Origin of the sequence: Phytopseudomonas argentinensis (genome assembly GCF_900113905.1) — a bacterium.
In the GTDB taxonomy this organism is placed as follows: domain Bacteria; phylum Pseudomonadota; class Gammaproteobacteria; order Pseudomonadales; family Pseudomonadaceae; genus Aquipseudomonas; species Aquipseudomonas argentinensis.
Genome location: NZ_FORC01000001.1, coordinates 1,700,256 through 1,724,156, shown reverse-complemented (window position 1 = coordinate 1,724,156; position 23,901 = coordinate 1,700,256). Strand labels below are relative to the sequence as shown.

Sequence of the window (23,901 nt, the reverse complement as noted above, 5' to 3'; positions counted from 1 at the left end):
CGACCGAGCAGCGAAGATGCCCACATGGCTGTTTTCGCATCATTGAAAAAGGCGTCCCTGGTGGGCGCCTTTTTCGTTTCTGTCTTTTGCCTGCCTGCCCACGCGCTGTGCCCGGCGCCCGGCAAATTGCCACAGGCCAAGGTGCAGCGTGTGGTGGATGGCGATACCCTGCGCCTGGCCGATGGCCGCAATGTTCGCCTGATCGGCCTCAACGCCCCTGAGTTGGCACGCAAGGGCCGACCTGCCGAGCCATTTGCCGAGGCAGCACGCAAGCGTCTCGTCGAATTGGTAGCCGCCAATGATGGCCGTGTCCGGGTGAAAACCGGCGAGCAGGGGCAGGATCGTTACGGCCGCACCCTGGCCCATCTGTACGACGGGCAGGGTCGCAACCTGGAAGCGCAACTGCTCACCGAAGGTTTTGGCCAGATGGTAGCGATCACGCCCAATGTGGCGCTGGTGGCTTGCCATCGTGAAGCCGAGCGCCAGGCGCGCAGCGCTCGGGCCGGCCTCTGGGCGCAGCTGCGGCCGGTGCCGGCTCGCGCGGTGCGCACGGGTGGTTTCGTATTGCTCGAAGGGCAGGTACAGCGCGTCGAGCGCAATCGTGGCGGTGTATGGATCGAGCTGGGCCATTCGGTGGTGCTGCGCATCGCGCCGCCTGTGCTGGATAGCTTCGATGCATCGCTATTGCGGGATCTGCAAGGCAAGCGGGTCGAAGCCCGCGGTTGGATGATCGATCGCTCACGCGGTGGCGGCCTCAAGGTTGGCCAGGCGCGCTGGATGTTGCCCCTGACCCATGGCGCCATGCTGGAGGTGCTGCAATGAGGTTGTGCTTGCTGATAATGGCGCTGGTGACCCTGGCGGGCTGTGCGGTGAATCCGGCGACCGGACGTACCGACTTCGTGATGATGAGCGAGGCTCAGGAACTGTCCCTCGGCCGTGACGCCCATCAGCAGATCCTCAAGCAGTACCCGCGCTATCCCGATGAGGCCCTGCAGGCCTACGTCCAGCAGGTTGGCGAGCGCGTGGCGCGGCACAGTCACCGTGGCCAGCTGGATTATCACTTCACCGTGATCGACAGCCCGGACATCAATGCCTTCGCCCTGCCGGGCGGCTACATCTATATCCATCGCGGGCTGATGGCCTACCTGGGCTCGGAGGCCGAGCTGGCAGCCGTGCTCGGCCACGAGGTCGGCCATGTGACTGCCCGCCATGGCGTGCGTCAGCAAAGCCAGTCGACCGCCTGGGGCCTTCTCGGCCAGGCGGTGGCCATGGGTACCGGCGTTGGCGCCGCCGCGGACGTGACCGGGGTGCTGGGCAATGCCGTGGTGCGCGGCTACGGCCGCGACATGGAGCTGGAGGCCGACGGCCTCGGCGCCCAATACCTGGCTCGCGGTGGTTATGACCCGCAGGCGATGATCGAAGTGGTCAAGGTACTCAAACTGCAGGAGGATTTCGCCCGCGACCAGGCCGCCGCACGCGGCGAGCAGCAGCCGGTGGGCAGCTACCACGGCCTGTTCGACACCCACCCGGACAACGATCGCCGCCTGCAGCAGGTGATCGGCCCGGCCCGCGCGCTGGTCGCCGGGCAGCAGGAGGTCAATCGTGAGGCCTTTCTGAAACGCCTGCAGGGCTTGCCATTCGGTGATTCGGCCGAGAGCGGTATTCGTCGCGGCGAGCGCTTCTATCATGGTGATCTGGATTTCACCCTGGCGTTCGCCAAGGGCTGGAGCATCATCAACGAGCCACAGCAACTGGTCGGCCAGTCGCCAGACAAGCGGGTGCTCGTCGCCATGATGCTGGAAGACAATCCGCGCCGGCTGGATGCCGCGACCCTGCTGAGTCAGCGTATCGGCGGCAGACGCCTGCGTGCTGGCGAGCCGCTGCAGCAGGCCGGGCTGCAGGGTTATACCGGCCTGGTCGAGGGCAGCGTGCCGCGTCGGGTGGCGGTGATCCTCAAGGGTGACAAGGCCTACCTGTTCATCGGTGCGGCCAAGGGGCGCGCCGCAAGCGCGACGGAAGATGCCCAGATGCTCGCGGCGATCAGCAGCTTTCGGCCTTTGCAGCCAGCCGAGCGCAAGCTGGCCGAGCCGCTGAGGTTGCAAGTGCTGCGCGTTGCGCCAGGGCAAACCGTCAAGGCCCTGGCGGTTGGCAGCGGCCTGCCCGGTGACGCCGAGGCGACCTTGCGGCTGCTCAACAATCTTTATCCACAGGGCGAGTCTCGCCCGGGTGAATGGTTCAAGACGGTTCGCTGAGGCACGTTTGCAGGCTGACTGCATAGTCTTGTGCAGGCCCCTGAACTTTGCGTATCCTCGGCCGCCTGCCAGTCCATAGCCCAAAAAAGCGGAAATGCCACTATGTCTGATCTGAAAACTGCCGCTCTCGAATACCATGAGAAGCCCCGTCCGGGTAAGTTGAGCGTCGAGCTCACCAAACCCACCGCCACTGCCCGTGACCTGTCGCTGGCCTACAGCCCGGGTGTCGCCGAGCCAGTGCGCGAGATCGCTCGCGATCCGGAGCTCGCCTACCGTTACACCGGTAAAGGCAACCTGGTAGCAGTCATTTCCGACGGCACCGCAATCCTTGGCCTGGGCGACCTCGGCCCACTGGCCTCCAAGCCGGTCATGGAAGGCAAGGGCGTGCTGTTCAAGCGTTTTGCCGGTGTCGATGTGTTCGACATCGAAGTCGATGCCGAAAGCCCGCAGGCCTTCATCGACACCGTCAAGCGCATCTCCATCACCTTCGGCGGCATCAACCTGGAAGACATCAAGGCGCCCGAGTGCTTCGAGATCGAGCGCGCACTGATCGAACAGTGCGACATCCCGGTGTTCCATGATGACCAGCACGGCACCGCGATCGTCACCGCCGCCGGTATGCTCAACGCCCTGGAAATCGCCGGCAAGACCCTGCCCGAAGCCAAGATCGTCTGCCTCGGCGCTGGCGCAGCCGCCATCTCCTGCATGAAGCTGCTGGTGAGCATGGGTGCCAAGGTCGAGAACATCTTCATGATCGACCGCAAAGGCGTGATCCACGCTGGCCGTGACGACCTGAACCAGTACAAGGCAGTGTTCGCCACCGAAACCACCAAGCGTACCCTGGACGACGCCCTGACCGGCGCTGACGTATTCGTCGGCCTGTCCGGCCCGGATCTGCTGAGCGCCGAAGGCCTCAAGCTGATGGCGCCGAACCCGATCGTGTTCGCCTGCTCGAACCCGGATCCGGAAATCAAGCCGGAGCTGGCCCACGCTACCCGTAACGACGTGATCATGGCCACCGGTCGTTCCGACTACCCGAACCAGGTCAACAACGTACTGGGCTTCCCGTTCATCTTCCGCGGCGCGCTGGACGTTCGTGCCACCCGCATCAACGAAGAGATGAAGATCGCCGCTGCCAACGCCCTGCGCGAGCTGGCCAAGCTGCCGGTTCCCCAGGAAGTGTGCGACGCCTACGGCGGTATCAAGCTGGAGTTCGGCCGTGAGTACATCATTCCCAAGCCGATGGACGTGCGTCTGATCAACGTGGTCTGCGACGCGGTGGCCAAGGCCGCCATCGAAAGCGGTGTGGCGACCCTGCCGTATCCGCAGCACTACCCGCTGCAGTCGGTCGATGACGTGTTCAAGGGCTGAGTCGTTCAGCTGATATAAAAAAACCCGCTTCGGCGGGTTTTTTTATGGCTGGAGTTACAGGTGATGCGCTCAGGCGTTGCGCCTGAGGCGACGGCAGTGCGGCGACTCGCGAAGACGGAGAGAGGCAGGCGAGCCCGAGGTTTCAGGGCTGCCCGTTGATCCGACGGCGGCTCGCCAATCGTTCAAGCCTGCTGGTACGCAGCAGGCTCGCTCTCTCTCGAGACCTTAGAACAGATCGATCGGCGCGCTTTCATCGGCGGGCAGCGGGCTGTTCGGCGCACCCATGCCCGGGTCGAGCTCGTTCATCGGTGGCGGCGAGTCCTCGCTCTTGAACAGCTCGAAATACGCATCCGGTGTACCCGGCGCGGCGGCGCGGCCGCTGTGCGGGTCGACGCGCAGGGTGAGGATGCCGTCCGGCTCGGCCGGGGCGTGGCTGGGCTTGTCCTTGAGGGCGGCGCCCATGTAGCTCATCCAGATCGGCAGGGCCACGGTGCCACCGTATTCGTTGCGGCCCAGGCTTTCCGGCTGGTCGAAGCCGGCCCACACGGTGGTCACGTAGTCGGCGTTGTAGCCGGAGAACCAGCTGTCCTTGGACTCGTTGGTGGTGCCGGTCTTGCCGGCCAGGTCGGTGCGGCCCAGGGCCATGGCGCGGCGGCCGGTGCCGCGCTTGATCACGTCCTGCAGCATGCTGGTCATGATGTAGGCGGTGCGCTCGTCGAGGATGCGCTCGGCGGTTGCCGGCTCGGGGGCGTCCGGCAGTTGCTCGGGCGCTGCCTCGGCGGTGCTCATCACCCCTTCTTCGTTGACCGGCGGCGGCACTTCGGGCTTGGCGGCATTGGGCACGGTCGGCGGGTTGGCGATAAACAGCGGATCACCATGGCGGTTGTCGATACGCTGGATCAGGTACGGCTGCACCTTGTGGCCGCCGTTGGCGAACGCCGTCCAGCCGGTGGCGATTTCCATGGGCGTCAGGTTGGCGGTGCCCAGGGCCAGGGACAGGTTGCGCGGTAGATCCTGACGGTTGAAGCCGAAGCGCTCGATATAGCTCAGGGTGTTCTCGATGCCCATGGCCTGCAGCAGGCGGATCGACACCAGGTTGCGTGACTTGTACAGCGCCTCGCGCAAGCGGATGGGGCCGAGGAAGGTGTTGTTGTCATTCTTTGGCCGCCAGACCTGATCCATGTAATCGTCGACGAAGACGATCGGTGCGTCGTTGACCAGGCTGGAGGCGGTATAGCCGTTATCCAGTGCAGCGCTGTAAATGAATGGCTTGAAGCTTGAGCCAGGCTGGCGCTTGGCCTGCACCGCACGATTGTAGTTGCTCTGTTCGAAGGAGAAGCCGCCAACCAGTGCACGGATCGCGCCGTTCTGCGGGTCGAGCGAGACCAGAGCACTTTGTGCGCTGGGCAGTTGCACGAAGCGTAGGCTGTCGTCGTCCTGGCGCTGTACGCGAATCAGGTCGCCGACCTGCACCACGTCCGCCGGCTGCTGCGGGCGCGGCCCCAGGCTGTTGGTGTTGAGGAAGGGGCGGGCCCATTTCATGCTGTCCCACGACACGGCTTCTTCGTTGCCACGGCGGGTCAGCACCAGAATGCCGCTCTTCTCGACCTGGGTGACGATGGCCGGCTCCAGTCCGCCACGCAAGCCCTGCTTGCTCAACTCGGCTTGCCAGGTTTCCCGGGTCATGCCGGGCAGGCGGCTTTCCGGGCCGCGATAGCCATGACGCTGGTCGTAGTCGATCAGGCCGTCGCGCAGGGCCTTGTTGGCCATGACCTGCAGGTCGCTGGGCACCGTGGTGGTGACATTGAAGCCCTGGGTATAAGCGTCGCTGCCGTAGCGGCCAACCATTTCGGCGCGCGCCATTTCGGCTACGTAGGGCGCTGACACTTCAGGTGTTGCCACGTGATAGCTGGCATCCACCGGCTCGGCGAGGGCGGCTTCGTAACGCGCCTGATCGATGCGCCCCAGGCGATGCATACGGCCAAGAATCCAGTCGCGACGCTCCTTGGCGCGTGTTGGATTGGTCAGCGGGTTGAATGCCGAAGGTGCCTTGGGAAGACCGGCTATCGTCGCAAGCTGGGAAAGGCTCAAGTCTCGGATGGATTTGCCGTAATAGACTTGGGCGGCGGCTTCGATGCCGTAGGCACGGTGGCCCAGGTAAATCTTGTTGACGTACAGCTCGAGGATCTCGTTCTTGCTCAGCTCACGCTCGATCTGCAAGGCGAGCAGGATTTCGGTGATCTTCCGCGAAAAGCTGCGTTCGCTGGTGAGGAAGAAATTCTTCGCCACCTGCATGGTGATGGTGCTGCCGCCGGACTGAATCTGACCTGTTTTCAATAATTGCGTGGCAGCGCGCATCAGGCTCGTAAGATCAACGCCATAATGGTTTGCGAAGTTATCGTCTTCGGCGGCCAACAGCGCGCTGGTGAAATCAGCCGGGATGTCAGCGAACGCGATGGGCGAGCGACGCATCTCGCCGAATTCGGCGATCAGCTTGCCGTCGCTGCTGTAGACCCGCAGCGGTATCTGCAGCTCTATACTGCGCAAGGCATCGACGGAGGGTAGGGTCGGGCTCAGGTAGAGGAAGGCGCCGCTGACGCTGAGGACCAGCGCACAAAAAACAGCGATGACGGACCAGCAGAAAAACTTCAGCAAACGCATCAAGATTTTTGGATTTCCAGATAAAAGAATGAGTTAAGCGGAAGGCAAAATGAAAAGGCAAAAGCTGATCACATTATAAGCGTTTTTTTTGCCTGGGAGCCATTTGCGCTTCTGTCAAGTCTGCTATTTAATGTGGAAAAACATAAATCATCCGTAAGTTATGGATGTGAATAGGAAATCGGTCGTGCTAGGGCTCTTCAGTAAAAAAGCGAATACGCTTTTGGGGATCGATATAAGTTCGACCTCCGTCAAGCTCCTCGAATTGAGTCGCTCAGGTAGCCGCTACAAGGTAGAGGCTTACGCTGTCGAGCCTCTCCCCGCCAACGCTGTGGTCGAAAAGAACATCGCCGAACTCGAGGGTGTCGGGCAGGCGTTGTCGCGCGTTCTGGCCAAGGCCAAGACCGGCGTGCGTTCGGTGTCCGTGGCCGTTGCCGGCTCCGCGGTGATCACCAAGACCGTGGAAATGGAAGCGGGCCTGTCGGACGACGAGCTGGAGAATCAGCTCAAGCTCGAAGCCGATCAGTACATTCCCTACCCATTGGAGGAGGTGGCGATCGACTTCGAAGTCCAGGGTATCTCGCCGCGCAATCCCGAGCGTGTCGAAGTGCTGCTGGCCGCCTGCCGCAAGGAGAACGTCGAGGTTCGCGAGGCCGCCCTGGCGTTAGCAGGCCTGACCGCCAAGGTCGTGGATGTCGAAGCCTATGCCCTTGAGCGTGCCTACGACCTGCTCGCCGAGCAGCTCGGCGGTTCCCATGACGAACTGACCGTGGCGGTCGTCGATATCGGCGCGACCATGACCACGCTCAGCGTCCTGCACAATGGCCGTACCATCTATACCCGCGAGCAGCTGTTCGGCGGGCGCCAGCTGACCGAGGAAATCCAGCGTCGCTATGGCCTATCCGTCGATGAGGCCGGGCTTGCCAAGAAGCAGGGCGGCCTGCCCGACGATTACGAAAGCGAAGTGCTGCAGCCCTTCAAGGACGCGCTGGTGCAGCAGGTGTCGCGCTCACTGCAGTTCTTTTTCGCCGCCGGCCAGTACAACGATGTCGATTACATCCTGCTGGCCGGTGGTACCGCCTCCATCCCGGATCTCGATCGCCTGATTCAGCAGAAGATCGGTACCCAGACCCTGGTCGCCAACCCTTTCGCGGACATGGCCCTGAGCGGCAAGGTCAATGCGGGGGCGCTGGCCAGTGATGCACCGGCGCTGATGATTGCCTGCGGCCTGGCGATGAGGAGTTTCGACTGATGGCGCGGATTAACCTCCTTCCCTGGCGCGAACAGCTGCGTGAAGAGCGCAAGCAGCGCTTTCTGGTGTCTCTGGGTGGCCTCCTGGTCGCTGCGGTGGCGCTGATCTTCCTGGGCGATCAATACCTCAATGGTGAGATCGAGAATCAGCAGGCCCGTAACGACTTCGTGCGCAAGGAAATTGCCGTGCTCGATACCCGTATCGCGGAGATCAGCGAGCTGCGCACCCGCCGCCAGCAACTGCTGGAGCGGATGAAGATCATTCAGGACTTGCAGGGCAACCGCCCGATCATCGGCCACGTGTTCGACCAGTTGGTCAGGACGCTGCCTGATGGTGTGTATTTCACCGGGGTAAAAATGACCGACAAGACCATCGCCATCGTTGGCGCGGCCGAGTCGAATAGCCGAGTTTCTAAACTGATGCGTGATATGGATGCCTCCGACTGGCTGACTGCGCCCAACCTGACCGAGGTCAAGGCGGTTACCGCTGGTGCAGTGGATCAGGCCAACACCTTCCAGCTGACCGTGCAGCAATCCAAGCCCGTCAAGGAAGAAACGGAGGTCAAGCCATGAGCCTCAATGATTCCCTGGCGAGCATACGCAAGATCGATATCAACGATCTGGACCTCAACAACATCGGATCCTGGCCGGCTGCGGCCAAGGTGATCGCGGGCATTATCGCCGTGGTTCTGGTGCTGGCGCTTGGCTACAACTTTCACCTCAAGGATCTGCAGGCCAGCCTGGATCAACAGCGTCTGGATGAGGAAACGCTTAAGGAACAGTTCTCTACCAAGGCGTTCCAGGCAGCCAACCTCGAAGCCTACCGCGAGCAGATGAAAGAGGCGGAGACATCGTTCGGGGCCCTGCTCAAGCAACTGCCTAGCGATACGGAAGTGCCAGGTCTGCTCGAAGATATCACCCGTATCGGCCTGGACAGCGGCCTGGAGTTCGAGGAGATCAAATTGCTGCCGGAAGTCACCCAGCCGTTCTATATCGAGCTGCCTATCCAGATCAAGGTGGTGGGTGGTTATCATGACCTGGCGACATTCGTCAGCGGCGTCGCCAGCCAGCCGCGGATCGTCACGCTGCATGATTTCGAACTTGTGCCGGCAGAGCAGGGCAGCACCTCCAAGTTGCGCATGAGCGTGCTGGCCAAGACCTATCGCTATAACGACAAGGGGGCACATCAATGAAACGTGTCCTCTTGACCAGTCTTGTACTGACGACCCTGAGCGGTTGCGGCAGCGGCGACTTCAGTGATCTGCAAGCTTATATGGATGAGGTACGGGCACGGCCAAGAGGCCAGATCGAGCCCTTGCCGCAACCTGAACCCTACGAAAGCTTCACCTACAGTGCTGCCGCGTTGCGCAGCCCATTCCAGCCGCCGGTGAAGATCGATATGGTCGCTCGGGCGAAAGGCAGCAAGGAAATCAAACCCGACGAAACGCGCGTGAAGCAGTTCCTCGAAGGGTTCAATATCGAGCTGTTCGAGATGGTCGGCACGCTGGCCAATGACAATGGTTCGTTCGCTCTGGTGAGCGGTGCGGGCGGAGTCCATCGCGTCAAGGTCGGGGATTACCTGGGACGCAATGAAGGTCGCATCGTCGCCATCGACAGCGCCAAGATCGATGTGGTCGAGATCGTCCCGGATGGTGACGGCGGCTGGCTCGAGCGTCCTCGTACCCTCACTCTGAAGGAACGCTCCTGAGGAGCGAGGTGAACCATGAATAGAAATAACCGGTCTGCCAAACGGAATCCAAGCATGAACAGCTCTCTCTCTCGCCTAAGCATCTCGCTGCTGGTGGCACTGCTCTCTCCTGCCGCTCTGGCCGCCAACCTGCAGGCGCTGGACGTGGCGGCTCTGCCGGGCGACCGTGTCGAGCTGAAACTGTCCTTCGACGAGCCGGTAGCGGCGCCGCGCGGCTATACCATCGAGCAACCGGCGCGTATCGCGCTGGATCTGCCCGGGGTTTCCAACAAGCTGGGCGTCAAGAACCGCGAGTTGGGCATGGGCAATGCGCGCAGCGTTACCGTGGTCGAGGCCAAGGATCGCACGCGGTTGATCATCAATCTGACCAACCTGTCGCCCTACAACACGCGCACCGAAGGCAACAACCTGTTCGTGCAGGTCGGTACCGGCGTGGCCACGTCGGCAACCACCACCGCGGCAGCGCCAGTGAGTGCGCCTGCGCCAGCAACGGCCCGGCCCGCCCAGGCGGCAACGCCAGTTGCGGCGCCCGCTGCACCCAAGGTATTCGGTGCGACGAGCAAGTCCATCAACAATATCGACTTCCAGCGCGGCGAGCAGGGTGAAGGCAATATCGTCATCAACCTGTCCGACGCATCCGTCAGCCCTGATATCCAGGAGCGCGGCGGCAAGATCATCCTCAATTTCAACCGTACCCAGCTGCCCGAGGCCCTGCGTGTGCGTCTGGACGTCAAGGACTTCGCCACCCCGGTGCAGTTCGTCAGCGCCACTGGCACGGGCGACGATGCGAGCATCGTCATCGAGCCGGTCGGAGCTTTCGATTACCTGGCCTACCAGACCGAGAACAAGCTGACCCTGAGCGTCAAACCGCTGACCCAGGAAGATGCCGACAAGCGTCAGGCAGAGCGCTTCGCCTATACCGGCGAGAAGCTGTCGCTGAACTTCCAGGACATCGACGTGCGTTCGGTGCTGCAGCTGATCGCCGACTTTACCGATCTGAACCTGGTAGCCAGTGACACCGTGGCGGGCAATATCACCCTGCGTCTGCAGAACGTTCCATGGGACCAGGCACTGGATCTGGTGCTCAAGACCAAAGGCCTGGACAAGCGTCAGGTCGGCAACGTGCTGCTCGTAGCGCCAGCGGAAGAGATTGCCGCCCGTGAGCGTCAGGAGCTGGAGTCGCAGAAGCAGATCGCCGAACTGGCCCCGCTGCGCCGTGAGCTGATTCAGGTCAACTACGCCAAGGCTGCCGATATGGCCAAGCTGTTTCAGTCGGTGACCAGTGCGAATGGCGGCGTGGCGGATGATCGTGGCTCTATCACGGTCGATGAGCGTACTAACAGTATTATCGCCTACCAGACTCAGGAGCGTCTGGATGAGTTGCGCCGTATCGTCGCTCAGCTCGATGTGGCGGTGCGTCAGGTGATGATCGAGGCGCGTATTGTCGAAGCCAACGTTAACTATGACAAGGCGCTTGGTGTTCGCTGGGGTGGTAGTGCAAGGCGGGGTGGCTGGGATGTAAGTGGTAAAGATGGCGTACAGGCCTTTGACGAAGATACTGGTCAGCGTGCTGGGTTCGTTGGTACCGATACTATCGGCAGTACGACTTTGGACGATGGTCTTGCTCGTTTGCCCTTCGTTGATATGGGGGTAGCTAATAGTACCTCTGGTATCGGTATCGGCTTCTTGAGTAACAATGTGGTACTGGATCTTCAGCTTTCTGCTATGGAAAGTTCGGGTAACGGCGAAATTGTCTCTCAGCCCAAGGTGGTGACCTCAGATAAGGAGACCGCGAAGATTCTGAAGGGCCAAGAGGTTCCCTATCAAGAAGCTAGCTCCAGTGGAGCAACGTCTACATCGTTTAAAGAAGCTGCCTTGTCTCTTGAGGTAACCCCGCAGATCACGCCGGACAACCGCATTATCATGGAAGTAAAGGTGACCAAGGACGCACCGGACTTCCAGCGAGCAGTTAACGGAGTTCCGCCGATCAACAAAAATGAAGTCAATGCTAAGGTGCTCGTTTCTGATGGCGAGACGATCGTAATTGGTGGGGTATTCGAGAATACTCAGAGCAAATCTGTCGAAAAGGTGCCCTTCTTAGGTGATGTACCGTTTGTAGGTCGTCTGTTCCGCCGCGACATCGTGCAGGACAACAAGACCGAGTTGCTGGTTTTCATCACTCCGCGCATCATGAACACTTCTGCGGTGGCCGTGAGTCGGTAATTTGTGCGTAATCTGATCCTTGTCGGCCCGATGGGTGCTGGAAAAAGCACCATCGGGCGTTTGCTGGCCAAAGAACTGCGGTTGCCATTCAAGGACTCCGACAAGGAGATCGAACAGCGTACCGGTGCCGATATACCCTGGATTTTCGATGTCGAGGGCGAGCAGGGCTTTCGTGAGCGCGAGCAGGCGGTGATCTGTTCGCTGTGCGAGAGCGACGGGCTGGTTCTGGCGACGGGGGGAGGTGCGGTGTTGCGGCCGCAGAACCGCCAGGCGCTGCGAAACTGTGGTCGGGTTGTCTATCTGCATGCATCCGTGGAGCAGCAGATCGATCGCACGGCCCGTGATCGCAACCGGCCTTTGTTGCGTGCGCCCAACCCGGGGCAGGTGCTGGCCGATCTGCTGGCCATTCGTGACCCGCTGTATCGGGAGATCGCTGACGTGATCATCGAAACCGATGAGCGTCCGCCGCGGATGGTGGTCCAGGAAATTCTCGAGCGGCTGGAAGCGCTGGCGCCCCGTTAATGGCAGGGCAGAACTGCGCTATCCTAGAGCCCTTTTTCAATCGGGGGCTCCATGCAAACACTTCATGTTGATCTCGCTGAACGCAGCTACCCCATTCATATCGGGACGGGCCTGCTGAGCCGTGCCGATTTGCTGGCGCCGCATATCGTCGGTCGTCAGGTGGCCATCGTCACCAACCAGACCATCGCGCCGCTGTATCTGCAGAGGCTGCAGGACACGCTGGCGGACTACCGCGTCACCCCGATCGTGCTGCCCGATGGCGAGGCATTCAAGAACTGGGAAACCTTGCAGCTTATTTTCGATGGTCTGCTCGGCGCTCGCCATGATCGACGTACTACCGTGCTGGCGCTCGGCGGTGGTGTGATCGGCGATATGGCCGGCTTCGCCGCGGCCTGCTATCAGCGTGGCGTGAACTTCATCCAGTTGCCGACCACCCTGCTGTCTCAGGTCGACTCGTCGGTAGGGGGCAAGACCGGTATCAATCATCCGCTGGGCAAGAACATGGTCGGTGCCTTCTACCAGCCACAGGCCGTGCTGATCGATACCCGCAGCCTGGACACCCTGCCGCCTCGGGAGCTGTCGGCGGGCCTGGCTGAAGTGATCAAGTACGGGCTGATCTGCGACGCGTCGTTTCTCGACTGGCTCGAGGAGAACATGGCTGCCCTGCGCAGCCTGGATCAGGCGGCGTTGACCGAGGCCATCGAGCGTTCCTGTGCGGCCAAGGCACGCGTCGTCGGCGCCGACGAGAAGGAAACCGGCGTGCGCGCCACGCTGAATCTGGGTCATACCTTCGGCCATGCCATCGAGACACAGATGGGATATGGCGTCTGGTTGCACGGTGAAGCCGTGGCGGCAGGAACGGTGATGGCCCTGGAGATGTCCTATCGCCTGGGCTGGATCAATGCCGAGGAGCGTGATCGTGGTATTCGTCTGTTCCAGGCGGCCGGTTTGCCTGTGGTGCCGCCGCAGGAGATGACGCCGGCGCAGTTCCTGGAGCACATGGCCGTGGACAAGAAGGTGCTGGATGGACAACTGCGCCTGGTGCTGCTGCGTTCGCTGGGCGAAGCAGTGGTAACCAGCGATTACCCTGCAGACATATTGAGTGCCACCCTGGCTGCCGATTACCCGGCGCTGGTGGCCCGGCTTAACAATCAGTGAGTATTCAATGACCAGTTTGCACGCCGACGAAGCGTTTCTCGACCATTACCAGTTCACCCATGACCCCTTTGCGGCGCGGGTGCCCGGGTTCAAATTCTTCCCGGCGCAGCGCAAGCCAGTGCTCGGGCAGCTTCATCACCTGGCGCGTTATAGCCAGTTGCTGCTGGTGGTCACCGGCCCGGAGGGCAGCGGCAAGACCCTGCTGCGTCAGGCGCTGGTCGCCAGCACCAACAAGCAGGCCGTACACAACGTAGTGGTATCGGCCCAAGGGGCTGCCGACCCGGCAACCCTGATGCGCCATATCGCCCAGGGGTTGAATACACAGCAGACCGATCGTGCCTCTCTGCTCGGCCAGGTTGGTCAGTTGTCGCTGACCGGGCAAGAGGTCTACCTGCTGATCGACGATGCCGAAGAGCTCAGCGACGCGGCCATCGACGAACTGCTGATTCTCGCCCAGGGCAATGCCGAGGGGCGCCCGCACGTCTTCCTGTTCGCCGACACCGACCTGATCGCGCGCCTGGATGCCCTGAGCAACGGCGAAGAAACCTTCCATGTCATCGAACTGCAGCCCTATAGCGAAGAAGAAACGCGCGAGTACCTGGCTGTTCGCCTGGAAGGCGCGGCGCAGGGTATCGAGCTGCTGTCCGACGAGCAGATCGAACTGATCCACGAGCGCTCCGGCGGCTGGCCTGGCGAGATCAACCGGGTGGCGCGCGAGGTGCTGATTGAGGCCATGGCAGCGCGCCGTGGTGCGGTGAAAGGTGGTGGTTTCGCGCTCAAGCTGCCCAAGAAGCATCTGCTTGCGCTGGGTGTGGTCGCTGTCGGTGTGGCTGCCGCTCTGCTCATGCAAGGCCGCTCCGAGTCTACTGATACCCAGGCACCGGCCCAGGCTCAACTGCCCATGGGGGCAGCGCCACAGCCTGAAACTGCGCCGAGTGCACCGGCTGCCGAGCAAGGCGCTGATGGTCGGCCGCCGATCGAATTCGCGGGCAGCAATCAGCCACTGCCGTTGCCCCTGGTAGGTCAGTCGCAGCCGGTCATCCGTCAACCACTGGCCCAGGCGGCCGGCGAAACCGATGGCGAAGCGAACGTGGAGCTGCCCGAGTCCACGCCGGCCGCGCCTGTGAATATCCCCCCGACAGCCGCGCAGAATGTGCCCGCGCCAACGCCTGCTCCGGCGCCGCAAGTGTCCACGCCCGCTGTACCCCAGGCGAAACCGGCTGAGCAGCCGAAGCCAGTGCAGCAGCCCAAGCCGGTCGAACAACCCAAGCCCGCTGCACCGCCTGCTACGGCAACCCGCCCGGCTCCGGCGGCTCAGGCACCGGCTGCAGCGGGCGGTTCGCAAGTCAACAGCTGGTATGCGGCGCAAAACAAGGGCCACTACACCTTGCAGGTGCTTGGGACCAGTACCGAGGCCGCAGCGCGTTCATTCGTCAGTCAGAATGGCGCCCAGTACCGCTACTTCAAGAAGATGCACCAAGGTAAGCCGCTTTTCGTCATTACTTATGGTAGCTTTGCCAGCCGCGATGCCGCCCAGGCTGCCGTGAAAACCCTGCCTGCCAAGGTTCAGGCCGGCAAGCCCTGGCCGAAGACCTTCGCCAGTGTCACCCAGGAAATGGCGAACTGATCGAAACGAGCCCGTTGCGCATGAACTGATGCAGCGGGCTCTTTCATTTTTGCGACATTTTATTCCTGTTTTTCGTCACATTGTTCTTTGTGACGTCTATCTCGCTATGTACAATGCCCTCCGTTTGCCTGCGCAACGCGGCGTTTAGACCTGCGCGCGGATTAGAGAAAACGCCTGAGAAAGGCTGTCTGGTGAGAGTCCCCTATGAAAGCAGGTTTGTACCGTCCTGATGAGTTCAAGGATAACTGCGGCTTCGGCCTGATCGCCCACATGCAAGGTGAGGCCAGCCATCACCTGTTGCAGACTGCGATCGAAGCACTGACCTGCATGACCCACCGTGGTGGCATCAATGCCGACGGCAAGACGGGTGACGGTTGCGGTTTGCTGATTCAAAAGCCCGATCTGTTCCTGCGCGCTGTCGCCAAGGACACCTTTGGTGTCGAACTGCCCAAGCAATATGCCGTTGGCATGGTCTTTCTCAACCAAGATGACGCCAAGGCCAGCGCTGCACGCGACAACATGAATCGCGAAATTCAGGCGGCCGGCCTGAGCCTGGTCGGCTGGCGCAAGGTGCCGATCGATACCAGCGTGCTCGGCCAACTGGCGCTCGAGCGCCTGCCGCAGATCGAGCAGGTGTTCATCAGCGCCGATGGCCTGAGTGATCAGGAATTTGCCATCAAGCTGTTCTGCGCGCGGCGCCGCTCTTCGGTGGCCAACGCCGGCGACGCCGAGCACTACATCTGCAGCTTCTCGCACAAGACCATCATCTACAAAGGCCTGATGATGCCGGCCGACCTGCAGCAGTTCTACCCGGACCTGGGTGACGAGCGCCTGCAGACCGCCATCTGCGTCTTCCACCAGCGCTTCTCCACCAACACCCTGCCGAAGTGGCCGTTGGCTCAGCCGTTCCGTTTCCTCGCCCACAACGGCGAGATCAACACCATCACCGGTAACCGCAACTGGGCCCAGGCGCGCCGTACCAAGTTCGAGAACGGCCAGATTCCGGCCCTCGACGAGCTCGGCCCGCTGGTCAATCGCGTCGGTTCCGACTCCTCGAGCATGGACAACATGCTCGAGCTGATGGTCACCGGCGGTATCGACCTGTTCCGCGGCGTGCGCATGATCATTCCGCCAGCCTGGCAGAACGTCGAGACCATGGACGCCGACCTGCGCGCGTTCTACGAATACAACTCCATGCACATGGAGCCCTGGGATGGCCCGGCCGGCGTGGTGCTGACCGATGGCCGCCATGCCGTGTGCCTGCTCGACCGCAACGGCCTGCGCCCGGCGCGCTGGGTGACCACCACCAATGGCTACATCACCCTCGCCTCGGAAATCGGCGTATGGAGTTACCAGCCTGAAGACGTGGTCGCCAAAGGCCGCGTCGGCCCGGGCCAGATTCTTGCCGTGGATACCGAAACCGGCCAGGTGCTGACCACCGACGACATCGACAACCGCCTCAAGTCCCGCCACCCCTACAAACAGTGGCTGCGCAAGAGCGCGCTGCGCATTCGCGCGACCATGGAAGACAACGACCATGGCTCGGCCTTCTATGAGGCCGATCAGCTCAAGCAGTACATGAAGATGTTCCAGGTCACCTTCGAGGAGCGTGACCAGGTGCTGCGCCCGCTCGCCGAGCAGGGCCAGGAAGCGGTCGGCTCCATGGGCGACGACACGCCGATGGCGGTGCTCAGCCAGCGCGTGCGCTCGCCCTACGACTACTTCCGCCAGCAGTTCGCCCAGGTCACAAACCCGCCGATCGATCCGCTGCGCGAAGCCATCGTCATGTCCCTGGAGATCTGCCTCGGGGCCGAGCGCAATATCTTCGAAGAGTCGCCCGAGCACGCCTCGCGGGTGATTCTCAGCTCGCCGGTGATCTCCCCGGCCAAGTGGCGCAGCCTGATGAACCTGGAACGCCCGGGTTTCGAACGGCAGATCATCGACCTCAACTACGATGAGTCGATCGGCCTGGAAGCGGCCGTGCGCAACATGGCCGACCAGGCCGAAGAAGCGGTGCGTTCCGGCAAGGTGTTGCTGGTACTGACCGACCGGCATATCGCCCCGGGCAAGCTGCCGGCTCATGCTGCGCTGGTCACCGGAGCGGTGCATCACCGCCTGACCGAAACCGGCCTGCGTTGCGACTGCAATATCCTGGTGGAAACCGCCACTGCCCGTGACCCGCACCACTATGCGGTGCTGATCGGCTTCGGTGCTTCGGCGGTCTATCCGTTCCTGGCCTACGAAGTGCTGGGCGACCTGATCCGCACCGGCGAAGTGCTGGGCGATCTGTACGAAGTGTTCAAGTACTACCGCAAGGGCATCTCCAAGGGCCTGCTGAAGATCCTCTCGAAGATGGGCATCTCCACCGTCGGTTCCTACCGCGGTGCCCAGCTGTTCGAGGCCGTCGGCCTGGCCGACGAAGTCACCGAGCTGTGCTTCCGCGGGGTGCCGAGCCGCCTCAAGGGCGCACGTTTCGTGGACCTGGAAGCCGAGCAGAAGGCCCTGGCGGGCGAAGCCTGGAACAACCGCAAGGCGATCCAGCAGGGTGGCCTGCTGAAGTTCGTCTACGGCGGCGAGTACCACGCCTACAACCCGGATGTGGTCAACACCCTGCAGGCGGCGGTCAAGCAAGGCAGCTACGAGACCTTCAAGGAATACACCAAACTGGTGGATACCCGCCCGGTGTCGATGCTGCGCGACCTGCTGCAGGTCAAGCTGGCCGATACTCCGCTGAGCCTGGACGAAGTCGAGCCGCTGGAAGCGATCTTCAAGCGTTTCGATGCCGCCGGCATCTCCCTGGGCGCACTGTCGCCAGAGGCTCACGAAGCCCTGGCCGAGGCGATGAACCGCCTGGGCGCGCGCTCCAACTCCGGCGAAGGCGGCGAAGACCCGGCGCGCTACGGCACCATCAAGAGCTCGAAGATCAAGCAGATCGCCACCGGCCGTTTCGGGGTGACCCCGGAGTATCTGGTCAACGCCGAAGTGCTGCAGATCAAGGTCGCCCAGGGCGCCAAGCCGGGCGAGGGTGGTCAGTTGCCAGGTGGCAAGGTCAACGGCCTGATCGCCAAGCTGCGCTACGCCGTACCCGGCGTGACGCTGATTTCGCCGCCGCCGCACCACGACATCTACTCGATCGAAGACCTGGCGCAACTGATCTATGACCTCAAGCAGGTCAACCCCAGCGCTCTCGTATCGGTGAAGCTGGTCTCTGAAGCCGGCGTCGGCACCATCGCCGCCGGCGTCGCCAAGGCCTATGCCGACCTGATCACCATCTCCGGTTACGACGGCGGCACCGGCGCTTCGCCGCTGACCTCGATCAAATACGCCGGCGCGCCGTGGGAGCTGGGCCTGGCTGAAACCCACCAGACCCTGCGCGGCAACGACCTGCGCGGCAAGGTGCGGGTACAGACCGACGGCGGCCTGAAAACCGGCCTCGACGTGATCAAGGCAGCGATTCTTGGCGCCGAGAGCTTCGGCTTCGGCACCGCACCGATGGTCGCCCTGGGCTGCAAGTACCTGCGCATCTGCCACCTGAACAACTGCGCCACCGGCGTGGCCACCCAGAACGACAAGCTGCGCAAGGATCACTTTATCGGCACCGTCGATATGGTGGTGAATTTCTTCACCTATGTGGCCGAAGAAACCCGCGAGTGGCTGGCCAAGCTGGGCGTGCGCAGCCTCGGTGAGCTGATCGGCCGTACCGATCTGCTCGATGTGCTGCCGGGCGAAAGCGCCAAGCAGAACCACCTGGACCTGACCCCGTTGCTCGGCAGCGACCATATCCCGGCGGACAAGCCACAGTTCTGTGAAGTCGACCGCAACCCGCCGTTCGACCAGGGTCTGCTGGCCGAGGAAATGCTGTCCATGGCCAAGTCAGCCATCGACAGTGCCAGCGGTGGCGAATTCGAACTCGATATCTGCAACTGCGACCGTTCCATCGGTGCCCGCGTCTCCGGCGAAATCGCCCGGGTGCATGGCAACCAGGGCATGGTCAAGGCGCCGATCACCTTCCGTTTCAAGGGCACTGCCGGGCAGAGTTTCGGCGTGTGGAACGCCGGTGGCCTGAACCTGTATCTCGAAGGCGACGCCAACGATTATGTCGGCAAGGGCATGACCGCCGGCAAGCTGGTGATCGTGCCGCCCAAGGGCAGCCCGTTCGCCACCCAGGAAAGCGCCATCATCGGTAATACCTGCCTGTACGGCGCCACCGGTGGCAAGCTGTTCGCCGCCGGCACCGCGGGCGAGCGTTTCGCCGTGCGTAACTCCGGCGCCCATGCTGTGGTCGAGGGGGTGGGCGACCATTGCTGCGAGTACATGACCGGTGGTTTCGTCTGCGTATTGGGCAAGACCGGCTACAACTTCGGCTCCGGCATGACCGGCGGCTTCGCCTATGTGCTCGATCTGGACAACAGCTTCTACGACCGCGTGAACCACGAGCTGGTGGAAATCCAGCGCATCAACAGCGAGTCCATGGAGTCCTACCGCAGCCACCTGGAGCGCGTGTTGAGCGAGTACGTCGACGAGACGTCGAGCGAGTGGGGCCGCAACCTGCTGGAGAACCTGGACGACTACCTGCGCAAGTTCTGGCTGGTCAAGCCGAAGGCCGCGAACCTCAAGTCGCTGCTCTCCAGCATCCGCGCCAACCCGCAATAAAGCAGCTGCAAGCGGCGCGCCCTGAAAGCGGGCGCGCCGCTCAACGTGATTGTCTTGCAGCCCTGGGCGTGTCGCCCGGCGCTGCTGCTAAGAGGTTTATGACATGGCTGAACGTCTGAATAACGACTTCCAGTTCATCGAAGTCGGGCGCAAAGACCCGAAGAAGAAACTGCTGCGTCAGCGCAAGAAAGAGTTCGTCGAGATCTACGACAGCTTCAAACCGGCCCAGGCCGGCGAGCAGTCGCACCGCTGCCTGGGCTGCGGCAACCCATACTGCGAATGGAAGTGCCCGGTGCACAACTTCATTCCCAACTGGTTGAAGCTGGTCTCCGAAGGCAACATCCTGGCCGCCGCCGAGCTCAGTCACCAGACCAACACCCTGCCGGAAGTCTGCGGGCGAGTGTGCCCGCAGGACCGTCTGTGTGAAGGTGCCTGCACCCTCAACGACGGTTTCGGCGCGGTGACCATTGGCTCGGTGGAGAAGTACATCACCGATACCGCCTTCGCCATGGGCTGGCGCCCAGACATGTCCAAGGTCAAGCCGACCGGCAAGCGTGTCGCGGTGATCGGTGCCGGCCCGGCCGGCTTGGGTTGTGCCGACGTGCTGGTGCGCAACGGTGTGTCCCCGGTGGTGTTCGACAAGAACCCGGAAATCGGCGGCCTGCTGACCTTCGGCATTCCCGAGTTCAAACTGGAAAAGACCGTGTTGAGCAATCGCCGCGAAGTCTTCACCGGCATGGGCATCGAGTTCCGCCTGAACACCGAGATCGGCAAGGACATCACCCTGCAGCAGCTGCTGGATGAATACGATGCCGTGTTCATGGGTATGGGCACTTACACCTACATGAAGGGCGGCTTCCCGGGCGAAGACCTGCCGGGCGTCCATGACGCGCTGGATTTCCTGATCGCCAACGTCAACCGCAACCTCGGCTTCGAGAAGGCGCCGGAAGACTTCGTCGACCTCAAGGGCAAGCGCGTCGTGGTGCTCGGCGGTGGTGACACTGCCATGGACTGCAACCGCACCTCGATTCGCCAGGGCGCCAAGGCGGTGACCTGCGCCTACCGCCGCGACGAAGCGAACATGCCGGGCTCGCGCAAGGAAGTGAAGAACGCCAAGGAAGAGGGCGTGAAGTTCCTCTTCAACCGCCAGCCCATCGCCATCGTCGGCGAGGACAAGGTCGAAGGCGTCAAGGTGGTCGAAACCCGTCTCGGCGAGCCGGATGCCCGTGGCCGCCGCAGCCCCGAGCCTATTCCGGGCTCAGAGGAGATCATTCCGGCGGAAGCCGTGCTGATCGCCTTCGGTTTCCGCCCTAGCCCGGCGCCGTGGTTCGAGGCGTTCGATATCCGTATCGACACCCAGGGCCGTGTAGTGGCGCCGGAAAAGGCCACCTTCAAGCACCAGACCAGTAACCCGAAAGTGTTTGCCGGCGGCGACATGGTGCGCGGCTCGGACCTGGTGGTCACCGCCATCTACGAAGGCCGCAATGCCGCCGAAGGGATTCTCGACTACCTCGGTGTCTGAGTCCTTCGCGTCGTGACGAAGCCGGCCGAGTGCCGGCTTCGTCGTTTCTGTCGCCTTGCTGACCTGGGGCAATGCGCCGCGCGACCGCGTGCCTCATCCTCCCGCGCCTGCGGCACGGCGTCCCACGCCGTGCCTTTTATGGCCTGCTCTGCGACAATGTGCGCACTTTTTGCTCACTGCTTCCGCTCGGGAAATACCCATGACTGCCTTGAAGAACGACCGTTTTCTGCGTGCCCTGCTCAAGCAGCCCGTCGATGTCACGCCGGTGTGGATGATGCGCCAGGCCGGTCGTTACCTGCCCGAGTACCGCGCCAGTCGCGCCAAGGCCGGGGATTTCATGAGCCTGATGATGAACCCCGAGTTCGCCTGCGAAGTCACCTTGCAGCCGCTCGACCGCTACCCCCAGCTCGACGCCGCGATCCTCTTCTCGGACATCCTCACCATCCCCCACGCCATGGGCCAGGGGTTGTACTTCGAGACCGGCGAAGGCCCGCGCTTCAAGAAGGTGATCAGCAGCGCTGCCGATATCGACGCACTGCCGATTCCCGATCCTGAAAAGGACCTGGGCTACGTGATGGACGCGGTGCGCACCATCAAGTCAGCACTTGATGGCCGGGTGCCGCTGATCGGCTTTTCCGGCAGCCCCTGGACCCTTGCGACCTACATGGTCGAAGGCGGCTCGTCGAAGGACTTCCGCAAGATCAAGGCGATGCTCTACGACCAGCCCGAGGCCATGCACGCGCTGCTCGACAAGCTGGCACAGTCGGTGACCGCCTACCTCAATGGGCAGATCCGCGCTGGCGCCCAGGCGGTACAGATCTTCGATACCTGGGGCGGCAACCTGTCGTCAGCCGCCTATCAGACGTTTTCCCTGGCCTACATGCAGAAGATCGTAGACGGGCTGATTCGCGAGCAGGATGGCCGCAAGATCCCGGTAATCCTGTTCACCAAGAACGGCGGCCTGTGGCTGGAATCGATAGCCGCCACTGGCGCCGACGCCCTGGGGCTGGACTGGAGCTGCGACATTGGCGAAGCGCGCCGCCGCGTCGGCAGCCGGGTGGCCCTGCAGGGCAACATGGATCCGACCGTGCTGTACGCCAAGCCGGCGGCGATCCGCGCCGAAGTCGCACGTATTCTCGCCAGCTACGGCAGTGGCAGCGGTCATGTCTTCAATCTGGGCCATGGCATCACCCCGGAAGTGGATCCGGCCCACGCCGGCGCTTTCCTCGAGGCCGTGCACGAGCTGTCGGCCGACTACCACCGTTGATTGTGGTTAGTTCGTCTGCGCTTTGCCGCGAGGCTGGTGCAGGCGGATATCAATCAGCGTTTCATTCTCCATACCAGCCTGGGAGCTTTGCGCTACGGTGATTCATCTATTTCGCTTGCCACGCACGACTGTCACGAGGTTTTGCCTAGTATCTATGTACTAGTGGAGAAGGGAGATTCGAATGAGGCGCGTGGTTTTCAATCAGAAGGGTGGCGTGGGCAAATCCAGCATTGCCTGCAATCTGGCCGCGGTCAGTGCGTCGCAAGGATACCGAACGCTGCTGGTCGATCTCGATGCCCAGGCCAATTCGTCCCATTATCTGACCGGGCTGGCGGGCGACGACATTCCCATGGGCATCGCCGATTTCTTCAAGCAGACGCTGTCCAGCGGGCCGTTCTCCAAGAAGGGCAAGGTGGATATCTACGAAACGCCCTTCGACAACCTGCACGTGATCACCGCCACCGCCGAGCTGGCGGATCTGCAACCCAAGCTGGAGCAGAAGCACAAGATCAACAAGCTGCGCAAACTGCTCGAGGAATTGGCCGAGGATTACGAGCAGATCTACCTGGATACCCCGCCTGCGCTGAATTTCTATACGGTTTCCGCATTGATCGCGGCTGATCGCGTGCTGATCCCCTTCGACTGCGACACCTTTTCGCGCAATGCCCTGTATGGCCTGCTGCGCGAGATCGAGGAACTGAAGGAAGACCACAACGAGGACCTGCAGGTCGAGGGCATCGTGGTCAACCAGTTCCAGCCCCGCGCCTCGCTGCCCCAGCAGTTGCTCGACGAACTGGTCGCCGAGGGCCTGCCGGTGCTGCCCGTCAACCTGATGAGCTCGGTGAAGATGCGTGAATCCCACCAGGCCTGCACGCCGCTGATCTACCTCGACCCGCGGCACAAGCTGACCCAGCAGTACGTCGAACTGCACGACCTGCTGCAGCGCGGCTGATCACCCTAGCCCGGGCGGGGCGATCCCCAGGTTTGTAGCGCATCCCGAATACCTCACTCGGCGCGTTGGCGCCCACGCAGGCGCCTTGTTGCCGCACCCGTCACCGGCCGGCACTGCCCAGGCCGTGGGCGCTCGGCATTTGCTCGAACAGTGCATCGGCCATCGCGCTTTACGCCGTCGTTATTCCCTCTCTGAAACGGTCGGCTCGAGCGGCCAGGCGCTCAGCTGTCAGTGCTGGCGCGCCACTCAGACGCCCTGGGCGTTCAACCAGGCGAGCAGTTGCGGCAGGGGCAGGGCGCCGCTTTGCCGGGCGACTTCCTGGCCGCCCCGGAACAGGATCAGGCTGGGAATCGAACGGATGCCCAGTTGTGCCGACAGTTGCTGATTGGCCTCGCTGTCCAGCTTGCCCAGCCGGCAGCGGGTGCGCAGCTCGCCCGCAGCCTGGACGAAGGTCGGTGCGAAGCTGCGGCACGGGCCGCACCAGGCAGCCCAGATGTCGACCAGCAGTGGCAGGTCGCCCTTGAGCTGGCTGGCGAAGTTGCCCTGGTCGAGGTCGAACGGTGCCCCCGGCAGTACCTCGGCCTTGCAATGGCCGCAGCGCGGCGTTTCGCCCAGGCGGGTAGCGGGAATACGGTTGAGGCTGCTGCAGTTGGGGCAGGGGATGATCGCTGGGTCGCTCATTGCTGGCTCCGAGAAGATTTGCATGGCCGAAGCCTATGGGCAGTGGCGCGCCATCG

17 protein-coding genes are annotated in these 23,901 nt (G+C 62.4%); 15 read left to right on the top strand and 2 right to left on the bottom strand.

The annotated features are described in order from the left end of the window. Positions 1–24 precede the first annotated feature (24 nt). The 3 genes from BM154_RS07840 to BM154_RS07830 all read left to right on the top strand — a co-directional run bounded on the left by BM154_RS07840 (position 25) and on the right by BM154_RS07830 (position 3,623). The gene (locus BM154_RS07840; RefSeq protein WP_074882009.1) at positions 25–822 is read left to right on the top strand and encodes a thermonuclease family protein; all 798 of its coding nucleotides are present in this window, start codon (positions 25–27) and stop codon (positions 820–822) included. Next, entirely contained in the window at positions 819–2,252 is a 1,434-nt protein-coding gene (locus BM154_RS07835) for a M48 family metalloprotease (protein ID WP_074882007.1), read from the top strand. The genes BM154_RS07840 and BM154_RS07835 overlap by 4 nt, the downstream gene beginning before the upstream one ends. A 102-nt stretch (positions 2,253–2,354) precedes the next feature. Beyond that, positions 2,355–3,623 carry a malic enzyme-like NAD(P)-binding protein gene (locus tag BM154_RS07830; RefSeq protein ID WP_074882005.1) on the top strand — a complete coding sequence of 423 codons (1,269 nt, stop codon included), beginning with the start codon at positions 2,355–2,357 and terminating at the stop codon, positions 3,621–3,623. A 225-nt stretch (positions 3,624–3,848) separates the two neighbouring features. Here BM154_RS07830 and BM154_RS07825 read toward each other — a convergent pair whose 3' ends face one another. Further along, a complete protein-coding gene (locus tag BM154_RS07825) occupies positions 3,849–6,095 on the bottom strand; it encodes a penicillin-binding protein 1A (RefSeq protein WP_425272830.1) in 2,247 nt (748 codons plus the stop codon). 373 nt (positions 6,096–6,468) lie between these two features. Between BM154_RS07825 and BM154_RS07820 the strand changes: the two genes are divergently transcribed. The 12 genes from BM154_RS07820 (at position 6,469) to BM154_RS07765 (ending at position 23,164) form a co-directional block, all read left to right on the top strand. Continuing rightward, a complete protein-coding gene (locus BM154_RS07820) occupies positions 6,469–7,533 on the top strand; it encodes a pilus assembly protein PilM (protein ID WP_074882001.1) in 1,065 nt (354 codons plus the stop codon). Further along, complete coding sequence (locus tag BM154_RS07815; RefSeq protein WP_074881998.1) at positions 7,533–8,105, top strand: PilN domain-containing protein; 573 nt, start codon at positions 7,533–7,535, stop codon at positions 8,103–8,105. The genes BM154_RS07820 and BM154_RS07815 overlap by 1 nt, the downstream gene beginning before the upstream one ends. Beyond that, positions 8,102–8,725 (top strand): type 4a pilus biogenesis protein PilO, encoded by a 624-nt coding sequence (pilO, locus tag BM154_RS07810; protein WP_074881995.1) that lies wholly within the window; start codon positions 8,102–8,104, stop codon positions 8,723–8,725. The genes BM154_RS07815 and pilO overlap by 4 nt, the downstream gene beginning before the upstream one ends. Beyond that, complete coding sequence (gene pilP / locus BM154_RS07805; protein WP_074881993.1) at positions 8,722–9,240, top strand: type 4a pilus biogenesis lipoprotein PilP; 519 nt, start codon at positions 8,722–8,724, stop codon at positions 9,238–9,240. The genes pilO and pilP overlap by 4 nt, the downstream gene beginning before the upstream one ends. A 54-nt stretch (positions 9,241–9,294) precedes the next feature. Beyond that, a complete protein-coding gene (locus BM154_RS07800) occupies positions 9,295–11,463 on the top strand; it encodes a type IV pilus secretin PilQ (RefSeq protein ID WP_074881990.1) in 2,169 nt (722 codons plus the stop codon). A 3-nt stretch (positions 11,464–11,466) separates the two neighbouring features. After that, positions 11,467–11,985: a shikimate kinase AroK gene (gene aroK, locus BM154_RS24385; protein WP_074881988.1), complete on the top strand. Its 519-nt coding sequence runs from the start codon at positions 11,467–11,469 to the stop codon at positions 11,983–11,985. A 51-nt stretch (positions 11,986–12,036) separates the two neighbouring features. Continuing rightward, positions 12,037–13,143, top strand: coding sequence for a 3-dehydroquinate synthase (gene aroB, locus BM154_RS07790; protein WP_074881986.1), 1,107 nt, complete (start codon positions 12,037–12,039; stop codon positions 13,141–13,143). A 7-nt stretch (positions 13,144–13,150) separates the two neighbouring features. Next, positions 13,151–14,770 carry an AAA family ATPase gene (locus BM154_RS07785; protein WP_074881985.1) on the top strand — a complete coding sequence of 540 codons (1,620 nt, stop codon included), beginning with the start codon at positions 13,151–13,153 and terminating at the stop codon, positions 14,768–14,770. A gap of 204 nt (positions 14,771–14,974) precedes the next feature. After that, positions 14,975–19,423, top strand: a complete 4,449-nt coding sequence (gene gltB, locus BM154_RS07780; RefSeq protein ID WP_074881983.1) for a glutamate synthase large subunit — start codon at positions 14,975–14,977, stop codon at positions 19,421–19,423. Positions 19,424–19,526: 103 nt separating this feature from the next. Then, the gene (locus tag BM154_RS07775; protein ID WP_074881980.1) at positions 19,527–20,945 is read left to right on the top strand and encodes an FAD-dependent oxidoreductase; all 1,419 of its coding nucleotides are present in this window, start codon (positions 19,527–19,529) and stop codon (positions 20,943–20,945) included. Positions 20,946–21,144: 199 nt separating this feature from the next. Beyond that, the gene (gene hemE / locus BM154_RS07770; RefSeq protein ID WP_074881978.1) at positions 21,145–22,212 is read left to right on the top strand and encodes a uroporphyrinogen decarboxylase; all 1,068 of its coding nucleotides are present in this window, start codon (positions 21,145–21,147) and stop codon (positions 22,210–22,212) included. 181 nt (positions 22,213–22,393) lie between these two features. Further along, the gene (locus BM154_RS07765; protein ID WP_074881975.1) at positions 22,394–23,164 is read left to right on the top strand and encodes a ParA family protein; all 771 of its coding nucleotides are present in this window, start codon (positions 22,394–22,396) and stop codon (positions 23,162–23,164) included. A gap of 246 nt (positions 23,165–23,410) precedes the next feature. Here the strand turns inward: BM154_RS07765 and trxC are convergent, their stop codons facing one another. Beyond that, positions 23,411–23,845 (bottom strand): thioredoxin TrxC, encoded by a 435-nt coding sequence (gene trxC / locus BM154_RS07760; protein WP_074881970.1) that lies wholly within the window; start codon positions 23,843–23,845, stop codon positions 23,411–23,413. Between the last annotated feature and the right edge of the window lie 56 nt (positions 23,846–23,901).

Bases quoted from the DNA above. Each gene is read 5' to 3' on its own strand.
- trxC (WP_074881970.1), bottom strand. From the start codon at position 23,845: ATGAGCGACCCAGCGATCATCCCCTGCCCCAACTGCAGCAGCCTCAAC.
- BM154_RS07785 (WP_074881985.1), top strand. From the start codon at position 13,151: ATGACCAGTTTGCACGCCGACGAAGCGTTTCTCGACCATTACCAGTTC.
- BM154_RS07830 (WP_074882005.1), top strand. From the start codon at position 2,355: ATGTCTGATCTGAAAACTGCCGCTCTCGAATACCATGAGAAGCCCCGT.
- BM154_RS07835 (WP_074882007.1), top strand. From the start codon at position 819: ATGAGGTTGTGCTTGCTGATAATGGCGCTGGTGACCCTGGCGGGCTGT.
- gltB (WP_074881983.1), top strand. From the start codon at position 14,975: ATGAAAGCAGGTTTGTACCGTCCTGATGAGTTCAAGGATAACTGCGGC.
- BM154_RS07840 (WP_074882009.1), top strand. From the start codon at position 25: ATGGCTGTTTTCGCATCATTGAAAAAGGCGTCCCTGGTGGGCGCCTTT.
- aroB (WP_074881986.1), top strand. From the start codon at position 12,037: ATGCAAACACTTCATGTTGATCTCGCTGAACGCAGCTACCCCATTCAT.
- BM154_RS07825 (WP_425272830.1), bottom strand. From the start codon at position 6,095: ATGCGTCGCTCGCCCATCGCGTTCGCTGACATCCCGGCTGATTTCACC.
- hemE (WP_074881978.1), top strand. From the start codon at position 21,145: ATGACTGCCTTGAAGAACGACCGTTTTCTGCGTGCCCTGCTCAAGCAG.
- BM154_RS07800 (WP_074881990.1), top strand. From the start codon at position 9,295: ATGAACAGCTCTCTCTCTCGCCTAAGCATCTCGCTGCTGGTGGCACTG.
- pilP (WP_074881993.1), top strand. From the start codon at position 8,722: ATGAAACGTGTCCTCTTGACCAGTCTTGTACTGACGACCCTGAGCGGT.
- BM154_RS07765 (WP_074881975.1), top strand. From the start codon at position 22,394: ATGAGGCGCGTGGTTTTCAATCAGAAGGGTGGCGTGGGCAAATCCAGC.
- pilO (WP_074881995.1), top strand. From the start codon at position 8,102: ATGAGCCTCAATGATTCCCTGGCGAGCATACGCAAGATCGATATCAAC.
- BM154_RS07775 (WP_074881980.1), top strand. From the start codon at position 19,527: ATGGCTGAACGTCTGAATAACGACTTCCAGTTCATCGAAGTCGGGCGC.
- BM154_RS07815 (WP_074881998.1), top strand. From the start codon at position 7,533: ATGGCGCGGATTAACCTCCTTCCCTGGCGCGAACAGCTGCGTGAAGAG.